The sequence below is a fragment of the Brucella daejeonensis genome (assembly GCF_014199265.1).
Taxonomy (GTDB): domain Bacteria; phylum Pseudomonadota; class Alphaproteobacteria; order Rhizobiales; family Rhizobiaceae; genus Brucella; species Brucella daejeonensis.
In genome coordinates this window covers 159,190-170,657 of record NZ_JACIJG010000009.1, presented here as the reverse complement: position 1 = coordinate 170,657, position 11,468 = coordinate 159,190, and the positions used below count along the sequence as shown (strand labels likewise).

Genomic DNA, 11,468 nt, shown 5'->3' with positions numbered 1-11,468 from the left:
GTCTCCTCCAAGGCGCGTTCGAAATATCCTAGTGGATTGAATTTGACGTTTGAATCCCGACTGAATGAGATGCTGTTTCAAACGTCAAATTCGAAAAATCCACTAGATACATAAAGTTGCTAGTGGTCTTTTCGATTCCGACATTTGCTCGGCGCCCGTATCAGAGGGATGCAAATGTCGGAATCAGACCACTAGAAGGAAATTTTTACCGCCAAGCCGGTGCGGCCACGACTTGGCTATAGAGCGTGCCGCTTACGCCTTTCAGGGCAGGGGCTAACACCAACGGCGACATTTCACGTCCGCGTCAAAAGCTTATCCTCGGTTCCGTCGGGAATGACCGGCGCGCCGGTTTTCGGAGAGGATGAGGATGAGAGAAAAGGCACTGACCGCGCCCGCAACCGGAGCGCATCATGAATAGCGCTCGCAAGGGCTTCCGCAGAGGCTTCCTGATGGCGGCGCTGGAGCAATATGCGGGGCTGCTCTTCAATTTCATCACCGTGGCCGTGGTCTCCCGTTTTCTGGGGCCGACGGAAACCGGCATGGGCGTTATCGGCCTCAGCATCACGGCTATCGTTTTTTCACTGCGTGAATTCGCAAGCCCGGAATTTCTCATAAAGATCGACCGGGTGCGCGATCAGGATGTCCGCACCGCGCTCACCTTCCTCATGGGGGTTACACTTGTTCTGGCGCTGGCGCTCTATCTGGCACAGGATTATTTCGCCCGGTCCTATAACGATCCGAAGCTGACGCTCTTCCTCAATGTGACGATCGCCGCCGCTCTGGTGGAAAGCCTGTCGCTTCCCGTCGTAGCGCTTTTGCGGCGCGAAATGGCCTTTGGCGCACTGGCCCGCATCCGCACCGCCGGGTCAGGCTTCGGCGCGCTGGTCACCATTGCCATGGCGTTTTTCGGCTTCGGCCATATGTGCTTCGCCTTCGGGCTTCTGGCCAGCGCGCTGGCGACGACCGGCCTTGCGATCACCGGCCATCCGCTCGGGCGGCTGATGCGTCCGTCGCTCGCCAGTTTCTATACGGCCTGGAGGTTCGGCATCTATCTTGGCGGCAATGCGGGGCTGAACAAGATCTGCACGACGATGCCGCAGCTTCTGCTGGGGCGTTTCATGCCGGTCTCGTCGGTCGGAATCTATAATCGTGCGGATACGCTGAGCGGCCTGCCCGACCGCATCATCCTGTCCGCCGTTTTTACGGTCGCTTTTCCGATGCTTTCCGCGCAGGTCCGCGCCGGAGCGGATATCAGCCAGTCCTATATTCGCGCCTTGTCCTATATCACGGTGGTCTACTGGCCGGCGCAGGCGCTGCTGGCCCTGCTCGCCCACCCGGCAGTGACTATCGTCCTCGGCCCCGACTGGTCGGAGGCGGCGCCCATACTGGCGATCCTCAGCCTTGCCTGCCTTTTCTGGTTCCCGGTCATCCTGACCTATCCGTTGCTGATGGCGCTTGGAGCCAATCGCGAAGCGTTCCTGTCCAATTTCCTGTCGCGAACCGTTGCCGCGACGGTCATTTGCACAGCTGCCTTTCATGGCCTGCTCGCCGTCGCGCTCAGCCAGTTCATCAGCCTGCCGATCCAGATGGTCATCGCCATCGTCTTCGTGCGCAGGCATGTGGCCTTTTCCTATGCGGTGCTGGCGAGGGCGCTGCTGACGAGCGGTCTCGTGACGCTCGCAGCCCTTGCCGCGCCGCTTGCGCTGGTCGCCGCCAACGGTTTCTCGCTGGAAATCCACTGGGCGACCGGCATCGCGATGGGCATCGTCGCGCTGTTCGGCTGGCTCGGCGCCGTCTTCATGCTCCGGCACCCGTTCGCTTCCGAGATTGCTTCGGTATTGGGCTGGCTTCTTTCACGGCGCTCTCCAGGACGCGCGCGCCATGCGGCGTCCACCCCGGCGGAATAGGGCGACTTTCATGCGGAGGCTCACGGACAAGCGCGAAGGGGAACGGCTGGCAATCGATGTCGTCATTCCCAATTTCAACTATGGCCGCTATCTCGCCGCCTGCGCGGACAGCGTGTTGCAGCAATCGGGCGTCGATGTCCGCCTGCTCATCATCGATAATGCCTCGACCGACAACAGCCGTGAGGTCGCCAACGAGCTTGCGGCGGGCGACGCCCGTGTCGAACTGCTGTTGCGTCCGAAAAATCTCGGCCCCCATGCCTCGTTCAATGACGGAGTGGACTGGGCGCGGGCCGATTATTTCCTGATCCTGTGCTCGGACGATCTTCTGGCAAAAGGCGCGCTGGAGCGGGCGGCGCGGCTCCTGTCCCTGCGGCCCGATGTTCATCTGGCGCATGGCGCGGCGGGCCGGCTGGCGGGCGAAGGCAGCGCGCTTCCAGTGGCGGACGAGACAGCGGCGGAGGAGGATTGGCGGATAAGATCGGGAAGCGAATTCATCGAATTCGCCTGCCGTCACGCTTTCAATCCGGTCACTGGCCCGACGGCGGTGGTGAGGACCGTGGTCCAGAAAGCTGCCGGACATTACCGTCCCTCGCTATCCCATACGGACGATCTGGAAATGTGGCTGCGCATCGCGCTGCACGGTTCGGTCGCCACGACCCGCCGGATACAGGCTTATGCGCGTTCCCATCCGCACAACCAGTCGGCGACCGTCGATGGCATCCTGCACTGGAACCGGGAGTTCGAGGCGGGATTCCGCTCTTTCTTCGAGCATGAAGGCGCGGACATGCCCGACCGGCGGCGCCTGTTCGCTCTGGCGCGGAACTGCCTGACCAAGCGCGCCTACTGGTCAGCCGTCTCCAATCTGCTGCGGCGGGAGAAGGGCGCGGCTTCGCTGATGCGCTTCGCGCTGAAGCGCAGGCCCTTGTTGGCGGTTGTGCCGCCCGTCGATTATCTGCTGATGCGCTCCGTTCGGCGTGGGGGTTCAGAACCCCAGCCGTGACGGATCGCGATCAGGCAGGCTGACGGATGTTTTCGAAGAACGCGGCGCGGAGCGTTTCCTCCTGTTGCGCCAGCCGGTCGCGATAGCGCTCCACACCGGTCTCTACGCCTGCGACGAGCCTTTCCCGTTCTTCGAACATGCCATCGATCTGGGAAAGCACGGTTTGCGGGTCGAAGCTTTCGATATGATGGCAAAAGGCGTCGAGGCCGCTATCGTGCAAAAGCGCGTCGTTCTTGCTGGCATAGGCGACCGAGATCGCCGGGCGTTTCATGGCGAGCGCGCAGACGATATTGTGGTAGCGGCTTGCGACGACGATGTCGGTTCTGGCGATCTGGTCCATGAGGTCGTGCAGGGAGGCAGACGGTTCGAAGATGACCTTTTCGGCCTCTTCGGGGCCGAGCCTTGCCAGTATGTCCTTCGCGGCCTCCATATCGCCCTTGTCACCGATCAGCAGGCGGACCTTTCGGCCCGCGGCCAGAAGATTGCCGATAAGGGCGGTCATCTTGCCCAGATAGCCGTCATATATCGCAGCACCGTCCTCCGCGCTCTTTCTCCACCCGCGATAGGTCATCACGCCGATGCCGACGCGCTGGCTTTCGCCAAGCCGGTTTTCATCAAGCTGGCTTTCCGGGGCGGTCGGCAGGGCGAAGGCGATGTCCGCGCTGACGAAATCCCGCCTGGAATCGACGCCAAGCCCCTTCATGAAATCGTGGGAAACCTGATCCCGATAGGAGCGGAAGGGAGATAATGACGAGGCCTGCCGGATGAAGAAACGGCTTAACGGATGGCGAACCGGACCGGCGCCGATGGATACGAAGGCAAGGCGCGTTCCGGCGAGTTTCGCCGCAAGCGACCAGCGCAGCATGGTGAACGGCCAGCCAAAGGGGTTCTCGTTGAAATCATCGAGGATGCCGGTGCCCGGCACGATGATGAGGTCGAGCCTGCGGGCGAGCAAGAACGCGGCGCCGAAGCCAACCGCCCGGCGGGGATAGTGCATCAGCGCCTCGTTGATCGCGGCAAGCAGCCGGTTCGAGGGGAGCGCCTGCGCGACCGGGCGGGCGTCGATCCGAAAATTGCTGGCGACGATTTCGGGCTTCGAGCAGATGCAGACGATCCTGGCATCGGGACAATTGCGCTTCAGCAATTGCAGCATGGCCTCCAGTGAACCGTCATTGCCGGTATTGCCGGAACCGAACTGCCCGAGAAGTCCAATCTTCATGCGCGTGTCTCCCGCTGGGCAGATAGGCTAAGGCCAGACGGGCCTGCGGGAAAACTGGCAGAAGGGTGAACACCATCCTCTAATGTAGGATGGGTCCTACCCCTGATAGTCGAAATACGCGGCGGCGCGATTTCGATACACTGGCAAGCGGTATATCTATTGCCCCCCGATATACCAGACGAAGGCTTCGAGGGAGCGTTTTCCCTCGAAGTCTTTCCCCGCGCAGGCAACAGGGTTGCGGCCATGAAATGTGCTTACTTCGTTCGTCCGCATATCGGCGGCACCTATACGGTGTTTACCAATCTGCGCGCGTCGCTTGCCCGGTCCGGCGTGGAGTTGCGCTGGCTGGCTTCAGGCGCGCCGGGCGATGCGGTCATGCTGCCGGACGGGCCGGGGCTGGAAGATGCGCAGCGCCACGGAGACGCAATCGACCGGATGGGCGTTCTGGACGAGGGCACCCGCGCCAGGCGCATGATGGACTTCCTGCGCGAGAACCGCTTCGACGCGGTTTTCGTCAATGTGCTCTCGCAGCGCTTCGAAACCAATCTGGTACGCTATCTTCCTGCCGACATTTTGCGCGTCATGATCGTCCACAACATCACGCCCGGCACCTATGCGGCGGCGCGGGCGATCCGCGATCATGTCCATGCGACCGTCGGCGTCTCGCGGCGCTGCCGCGACGATCTGGTGCGGCTGCACGGTTTCGATGCCATGCGCACGCTCGCCATTCCGCACGGGCTGACGCGCCGCCCCCGTCCGGTGCCCGAACGCGGTGCCGCCGACGGATTGCCGCTGCGGATTCTGTGTTTCGGGCGGATCGAAGACAGTTCCAAGGGCGTGTTCTGGTTGCCGCATATTCTTCGGGAACTCAAATGCCGCTACCACCTGACCGTCGCGGGAGACGGGCCGGACCTGCCCGAACTGCGCCGCCGTCTGGCGCCGTTCGGCGAGCGGGTTTCGTTCCGGGGCTGGGTCGCGCCTTGCGACGTGCCCCGTCTGGCGCGCGAGCACGATGCGATGGTCATGCCGTCGCGCTATGAAGGTTTCGGCATGACGCTGATCGAGGCGATGAGCGAGGGCTGTCCCGCCGTGGCGTCGAGGATTGCGGGCGTAACCGACACCATTGTCCGCGACGGCGAGGACGGCTTCCTGTTCGCCATAGGCAATTGCAGGCAGGCGGCTGCGCATATCGACCGTCTGGCGGCGGACCCGGCGCTGCGCGCCCGCATGGCGGATGCGGCGGCGCAAAAAGTCGCGACGACCTTCGACAATGATGCGGTCGGGCGCACCTATGCCGCGCTTCTGGAAAATCTGGAGCGGGACCGCCCGCCGATAGCGTCGCCATTGCCACTATCGCAATGGGCGATGCCGGCGGCGCTGCATTCGAGTTTGAGAAGCCGCCTGCCGAAACCGGTCAAGAACTGGTTGCGGCAGATGCGCGAACGCCTCCATGCAGGCGCCTGAAAGGAGACGGGCATGAACCTTTTCACATCCCAGTTCCGCAATTCCCAGCTTCTGGGAAGCAAGGCCCACGCGCTCATTCCGGGCGGGTGCCACACCTATGCCAAGGGCGACGACCAGTATCCGGTTCTGGCGCCGGGCTTTATCCAGCGTGGTTCCGGCTCGCATGTCTTCGACGTCGATGGCAATGAATATATCGAATATGGCATGGGAAATCGCGCCGTTGGGCTGGGCCATGCCTATCCGCCGGTGCTGCGCGCCGTGCGCGACGCGTTGCAGGACGGCTGCAATTTCACGCGCCCCGGCGCCATGGAGGTCGAATGTGCCGAAAGCTTTCTGGACCTGATCGATGGCGCGGAAATGGTGAAGTTCTGCAAGGACGGCTCGGACGCGACGTCCGGCGCGGTCCGGCTCGCCCGCGCCTATACGGGGCGCGACATGATCGCCTGTTGCGCCGATCATCCGTTCTTTTCGACGGATGACTGGTTTATCGGCACGACGAAGATGAATGCGGGCATTCCGGCCACCGTTTCAGCCCTGACTGCGACATTCCGCTACAACGACATCGCCAGTGTGCAGGCGCTGTTCGACGACTATCCCGGACGCATTGCGGCGATCATCCTGGAACCTGCGCGCGCCGACGAGCCGCGTGGCGATTTTTTGCATGAAGCAAGACGCATCGCGCATGAAAACGGCGCGCTATTCATTCTGGACGAGATGATCACGGGCTTTCGCTGGCACCGGCGCGGGGCGCAAAAGCTCTACGGGATCGTGCCGGACCTGTCCTGTTTCGGCAAGGCGATGGGCAACGGCTTCGCCATTTCCGCGCTGGCTGGCAAGGCGGAATATATGCAGCTTGGCGGGCTGATCCAGACCGACCATCCGCGCGTATTCCTGCTCTCGACCACGCATGGCGCGGAAACCCATTCCCTTGCGGCGGCAATGGCGACCATCGCGATCTATCGCGACGAACCGGTGATCGAACGGCTCTACGAACAGGGGGCGAAACTCGCCGAAGGGGTGAACGAGGCCATTGCGCGTCATGGCCTTCAGGACCATGTCCGCCTGTCCGGGCGGCCCTGCTGCCTTGCCTATGCGACGCTTGACCGGAAGGGTGAGCCTTCGCAGGCCTTCCGCACGCTGTTCCTTCAGGAAACGATCCGCCGCGGCGTGCTGATGCCGTCGCTGGTGGTGAGCTACACCCATAGCGACACGGACATCGCCCGCACGGTGGACGCCATCGACGGCGCGCTCGGCATTTATGCAAGGGCGCTCGATGACGGCGTCCATACCTACCTGACCGGGCGCCCGTCGCAGGTGGTCTATCGCCGTTTCAACGAGGCGACCGCCTATCCGCAGACAATGCGATGAGATTTCTCGTCGTGGCGCTCATCGCGGGCATGGTGTCCGTCGCGACGGCCGGCGCGGCACTTGCCGACGTCGCGTTTCCGCTCCGCGTCAGCCGCAGTCATCGCTTTTTCGAGGATGCGACCGGCGCGCCATTCCTGTTGCAGGGCGACACGGCCTGGTCCCTCATCGCGGAACTGAAGCGCGAGGATGCCGAAACCTATCTGCGCGACCGGAAGGCGAGGGGTTTCAACACCATTCTGGTCAATCTGATCGAGAAGCGTTTTTCCAGCAATCCGCCCGCGAACGCCTATGGCGATCGGCCTTTCGCGGGAAAGGCCTTCGGCAGGCTCGATCCGGCCTATTTCGATCATGCCGCCGGGGTGATCGGCGAAGCGCAGAAGCTTGGGCTGGCGGTCTTCCTCGCCCCGGCCTATCTCGGCGTGAACGGTGGCGATCAGGGCTGGTTTTCGGAAGCGGAAGCCGCAGGGCCGGACGCGATGCGCGCTTATGGCGAGGCGGTGGCCCAGCGCTTCGCACAGTTTCGAAACATCGTCTGGGTGATGGGCGGCGACTTCGATGCGCCCGACCGGCGGCTCGTCTCAAGCCTTGCCCAAGGCATTGCGCGCGGTGCGCCGGGCGTTCTCCAGACTGTTCATTCGGGCCGCGACAGCAATACAGCGGAAATCTGGCGCGGCGAGCCATGGTTCGGCCTGGACACGGTCTATAGCTATGGCGACGTTCATGCGGTGCTGGCCGCACGGCGGCAGGCGGCGGCAATGCCCGTCATTCTGCTGGAAAGTGCCTATGAATTCGAGCGGGATACGACTGCGCGCATGGTCCGGCGCAACGCCTATGGCGCGCTCCTGGCGGGCGCGGCGGGACAGTTCTTCGGCAATAATCCGGTCTGGCATTTCACCGGTCCCGGTGTCTTTACCGCCGATCAAAGCTGGCGCGAGGCGCTGAACAGTCCGGGTGCGCGGTCGATGACGGTACTGAAGCGGCTGTTCGACAGGCTTCCCTGGCCGCAGCTCGAACCGGATAGCGAGAACGACATCCTCGCCGACGGGAAGGGCTATGCGGCGGCGCTGCCCGACCGCAGCCTGACCGTCATCTATGGTGAAGGGGACGATTTCCGGGTGAGGAAGAGCGCGGTGCGCGGCGACCGGCAGGCGCTCTGGTTCGATCCTGCCTCGGGCGGGATAAGGCAGGCGCAGCCGGTCGTCGTGAATGACGGGGGAGTGCTCCACTTTACGCCGCCGCCGGACCGTCCCTACGCCCAACGCAGCGACTGGCTGCTTCTGATCGGGGACGCCGCGCGATTGCAGCCCATCCGAAAGGGGTAGGCGATACGCCCTTTCGCGCCTCTCATAAACGCTTGTCCTAACCGGACATGCCTTCGGTCAACTCGCCGCCCTCATTGGTGCTCGCTAACATACATTTACTGAAGCTTGAGGAGTCGGACATGAAAGTGCTGGTGACGGGAAATCAGGGCTATATCGGGTCGGTCATGGTGCCGGTGCTGATCGATGCGGGGCATGAGGTGTACGGCTACGACATCGGTCTTTACGAACATTGTCTTTTTGAACAGGGCGGCGCGGTCATGAATGTGCCGACCATCCGCAAGGATGTGCGCGATGTGTCGCCGCGCGATCTGGAGGGGCTGGATGCCGTCATCCATCTCGCCGCCCTGTCCAACGATCCGCTGGGCAATCTCAACGAAGAACTGACCTACGACATCAATCACCGGGCAAGCGTCGCCATGGCCAAAGCCGCCAGGGAGGCAGGCGTCGGACGCTTTCTCCTTGCCTCCTCGTGCAGCAATTACGGTGTCAGCGATGCCGAGCTGATCGATGAGACCGGCGAATTGAAGCCGGTCACGGCCTATGGCCGCTCGAAGGTGCGGGCCGAGCAGGAAATCCGAGAACTGGCGGATGCGAGCTTCTGCCCGGTCTACCTGCGCCCGGCGACCGCCTATGGCGTTTCGCCCTTCCTGCGCTTCGATATCGTGCTCAACAATCTCGTGGCCTGGGCGGTGACCAAGGGGCTGATCTATCTCAAATCGGACGGTACGCCATGGCGGCCCATCGTCCATATAAGGGACATTTCGCGCGCCTTCATGGCCGCGATGGAAGCCCCGCGCGACAAGGTGTGGAACGAGGCCTTCAATGTCGGCACCACGGCGCATAATTATCGTATCCGCGATATTGCCCGGATTGTCGCCGACAATGTGCCGGACTGCCGTCTGGAATATGCCGAGGATGCCGGGCCGGACACGCGTTCCTATCGGGTCAGTTTCGAAAAGCTGGCGCGGGTGCTTCCCGAAGCGAAACCCGAATGGGATGCGGTGGCGGGCGCTCGCGAACTTCTCGCCGCCTATAGCCGCTCGACGCTCACGCTTGAGGAATTCGAAGGCCCGCGTTTCCAGCGCATCGCGCATATACGAAAGCTCATCGCCGAGGGCGTTCTGGACGGCGCCCTGCGGCGGGTGGAGGAAGATGCGCAGCCGCTACGGGCAACGGCATGATGGACAGGCGGGCAGATCGCGCAACGGGCGAGGCGGGGGCTTCGCCTCCGTCGAACGGGGTGGTCATTTACGATCTCGCCGCACGGCTCTATCCGCTCTGCCGCAGCCTTGCCGGCGAGGGCGTGCGCGAAACGCTTGCCATCATCGCGGAGCATCTGCCGCTGGCGATCCATGAGGTTGCCAGCGGCACGCAGCTTTACGACTGGAAGGCGCCGCAGGAATGGTCTGTCCGCGAAGCCTATATCGCGGACATGCAGGGCAATCGCATCGTCGATTTCGCCCGTCACAACCTGCATGTGGTGAATTTCAGCATGCCGGTCAGGGCGCGGATGCCGCTTGGCGCGCTGAAGGATCATATTCACACGCTGCCGGACCAGCCGGACCTCATTCCTTATCGCACCTGCTATCACACGGAAGGGTGGGGCTTCTGCATGGCGCATGACGCCCTTGTCGCAATGCCGGACGGCGAATATGACGTCATGATCGATGCGGAGCGCCGCGACGGCTTTCTCGCCTTCGGGGAGTTCGTTCATCGGGGCGAAACGGACGAAACCTTCATCCTCTCCGCGCATCTCTGTCACCCGTCGCTTGCCAACGACAATTGCTCGGGACTGGCGCTTCTGACCCGGCTGGGGGAGGTGCTGCAATCGCGGCGCACGCGCCTTACCTATCGCCTGCTTTTCGGCCCGGCGACATTCGGCGCGCTGGCATGGCTCAGGCAAAACGAGGGCGGGCTGGACCGCGTGCGGCACGGGCTGGTGCTCGCTTGCGTCGGCGATGCAGGCGGGCCCAATTACAAGCGCAGTCGTCGCGGCGATGCCGGGATCGACCGTATCATGGGCCATGTGCTCGCGGAATGCGGGCTTCCCGGCGCGGCGATGCACGACTTCTGGCCCTATGGATATGACGAGCGGCAATTCTGCTCGCCGGGGTTCAACCTGCCGGTCGGTATGTTCCAGCGCAGTCTCTACGGTGCTTTTCCCGAATATCATACGTCAGCCGACAATCTGGATTTCATCCGGCCGGACTGTCTCGATCAGTCTTTCAACATGATTATGCAGGCCATTGAAATCGCAGAGAGAAACTGGAATCCACTGAACACTTCTCCAAAGGGCGAGCCGCAGCTTGGGCGGCGCGGTCTTTATGGCAGCACGGGCGGCGACGGGCGTGCGGCGCGAGACGCGATGGCGATGCTCTGGGTGCTCAATCTGGCAGATGGCGCCTGTTCCATACTCGACATGGCGGAGCGGTCGAAACTGCCATTTGCAGTGCTTGCCGATGCTGCCGACCGGCTTCGCGCTGCCGATCTCCTCAAAGCGGCGGCCACGCCAGATCCCTGTCGGAAATGACGCTTGGCTTGTTCGGCCACGCGATGCCGAGCGCTGGGTCGTCATAGCGCAGACCCGTTGCATGATCAGGCGCATAAGGTTTCGAGATCATGTACCGCATGAGCACATCCGGCGTAAGCGTCTGGAAACCGTGCGCGCAGCCTTCGGGAATATAGAGCTGGACGCCATTATTCGCTGAAAGCTCCATTCCGGTCCAGCGCCGGAAGGTTGGCGAATGCGGGCGAAGATCGACCAGAACGTCCCAGATCGCCCCTTGCAGGCAGGCGACGAGCTTGGTCTCCGAATGCGGTTCGCTTTGATAATGCAGGCCGCGCAGCGTTCCCTTCCTGCGGGAGAAGGAAAGGCTGTGCTGGGGAAAACGGGTTTCCATACGCCGCTCGGCAAAGGCGGCTTCGCAATAGGCGCGCGCGAACCAGCCGCGTTCGTCCTCGAGCCGGTCAGGCTCGATGAACCAGGCGCCGTCTATATCGAGCGGATGGAAACGCATGGAACTCGCCCCGATTGCGGTATCGGCGCATTCTGACAGCGGGAAAACGCGGCGATAGAACCTTCTTCGAAGCATATGGCCCACCCCATGGCGATGCCGTCTCGACCAAAAGGCTTAAGTTCCTACGCCTGCGTCGCCATAGGGCGCAGATCGGGTATCTGTCCCCGCTAG

At 62.7% G+C, this 11,468-nt stretch carries 9 protein-coding genes; 7 read left to right on the top strand and 2 right to left on the bottom strand.

Translation table 11 applies throughout. From position 1 onward, the window contains the following. Positions 1-410 precede the first annotated feature (410 nt). Together FHS76_RS13365 and FHS76_RS13360 are read left to right on the top strand one after the other, a co-directional pair. Positions 411-1,907 (top strand): oligosaccharide flippase family protein, encoded by a 1,497-nt coding sequence (locus tag FHS76_RS13365; RefSeq protein ID WP_183653359.1) that lies wholly within the window; start codon positions 411-413, stop codon positions 1,905-1,907. Between the two features lie 10 nt (positions 1,908-1,917). After that, positions 1,918-2,907, top strand: coding sequence for a glycosyltransferase family A protein (locus FHS76_RS13360; RefSeq protein ID WP_183653356.1), 990 nt, complete (start codon positions 1,918-1,920; stop codon positions 2,905-2,907). Between the two features lie 10 nt (positions 2,908-2,917). On the opposite strand, the gene FHS76_RS13355 is transcribed toward FHS76_RS13360, so the two are convergent. Beyond that, positions 2,918-4,126, bottom strand: coding sequence for a polysaccharide pyruvyl transferase family protein (locus FHS76_RS13355; RefSeq protein ID WP_183653353.1), 1,209 nt, complete (start codon positions 4,124-4,126; stop codon positions 2,918-2,920). A 243-nt stretch (positions 4,127-4,369) separates the two neighbouring features. Here FHS76_RS13355 and FHS76_RS13350 point away from each other — a divergent pair, with 243 nt between their 5' ends. The 5 genes from FHS76_RS13350 to FHS76_RS13330 all read left to right on the top strand — a co-directional run bounded on the left by FHS76_RS13350 (position 4,370) and on the right by FHS76_RS13330 (position 10,810). Further along, the gene (locus FHS76_RS13350; protein ID WP_183653350.1) at positions 4,370-5,590 is read left to right on the top strand and encodes a glycosyltransferase family 4 protein; all 1,221 of its coding nucleotides are present in this window, start codon (positions 4,370-4,372) and stop codon (positions 5,588-5,590) included. Between the two features lie 12 nt (positions 5,591-5,602). After that, positions 5,603-6,958, top strand: coding sequence for a glutamate-1-semialdehyde 2,1-aminomutase (locus FHS76_RS13345; protein ID WP_183653347.1), 1,356 nt, complete (start codon positions 5,603-5,605; stop codon positions 6,956-6,958). Continuing rightward, positions 6,955-8,280, top strand: coding sequence for an apiosidase-like domain-containing protein (locus FHS76_RS13340; RefSeq protein WP_183653344.1), 1,326 nt, complete (start codon positions 6,955-6,957; stop codon positions 8,278-8,280). The genes FHS76_RS13345 and FHS76_RS13340 overlap by 4 nt, the downstream gene beginning before the upstream one ends. Positions 8,281-8,399: 119 nt before the next feature. Then, on the top strand, positions 8,400-9,461 hold the full coding sequence (locus tag FHS76_RS13335) for an NAD-dependent epimerase/dehydratase family protein (protein WP_183653340.1): 1,062 nt from the start codon (positions 8,400-8,402) through the stop codon (positions 9,459-9,461). Beyond that, positions 9,458-10,810: a DUF4910 domain-containing protein gene (locus tag FHS76_RS13330; RefSeq protein ID WP_183653337.1), complete on the top strand. Its 1,353-nt coding sequence runs from the start codon at positions 9,458-9,460 to the stop codon at positions 10,808-10,810. The genes FHS76_RS13335 and FHS76_RS13330 overlap by 4 nt, the downstream gene beginning before the upstream one ends. Here FHS76_RS13330 and rfbC read toward each other — a convergent pair. Beyond that, the gene (gene rfbC, locus FHS76_RS13325) at positions 10,773-11,297 is read right to left on the bottom strand and encodes a dTDP-4-dehydrorhamnose 3,5-epimerase (protein ID WP_183653334.1); all 525 of its coding nucleotides are present in this window, start codon (positions 11,295-11,297) and stop codon (positions 10,773-10,775) included. The genes FHS76_RS13330 and rfbC overlap by 38 nt on opposite strands. Positions 11,298-11,468: the final 171 nt, after the last annotated feature.

What these genes read in the sequence shown, in the direction of transcription:
- FHS76_RS13365 (WP_183653359.1), top strand. Translation starts at nt 411, where the DNA reads ATGAATAGCGCTCGCAAGGGCTTCCGCAGAGGCTTCCTGATGGCGGCG.
- FHS76_RS13360 (WP_183653356.1), top strand. Translation starts at nt 1,918, where the DNA reads ATGCGGAGGCTCACGGACAAGCGCGAAGGGGAACGGCTGGCAATCGAT.
- FHS76_RS13355 (WP_183653353.1), bottom strand. Translation starts at nt 4,126, where the DNA reads ATGAAGATTGGACTTCTCGGGCAGTTCGGTTCCGGCAATACCGGCAAT.
- FHS76_RS13350 (WP_183653350.1), top strand. Translation starts at nt 4,370, where the DNA reads ATGAAATGTGCTTACTTCGTTCGTCCGCATATCGGCGGCACCTATACG.
- FHS76_RS13345 (WP_183653347.1), top strand. Translation starts at nt 5,603, where the DNA reads ATGAACCTTTTCACATCCCAGTTCCGCAATTCCCAGCTTCTGGGAAGC.
- FHS76_RS13340 (WP_183653344.1), top strand. Translation starts at nt 6,955, where the DNA reads ATGAGATTTCTCGTCGTGGCGCTCATCGCGGGCATGGTGTCCGTCGCG.
- FHS76_RS13335 (WP_183653340.1), top strand. Translation starts at nt 8,400, where the DNA reads ATGAAAGTGCTGGTGACGGGAAATCAGGGCTATATCGGGTCGGTCATG.
- FHS76_RS13330 (WP_183653337.1), top strand. Translation starts at nt 9,458, where the DNA reads ATGATGGACAGGCGGGCAGATCGCGCAACGGGCGAGGCGGGGGCTTCG.
- rfbC (WP_183653334.1), bottom strand. Translation starts at nt 11,297, where the DNA reads ATGCGTTTCCATCCGCTCGATATAGACGGCGCCTGGTTCATCGAGCCT.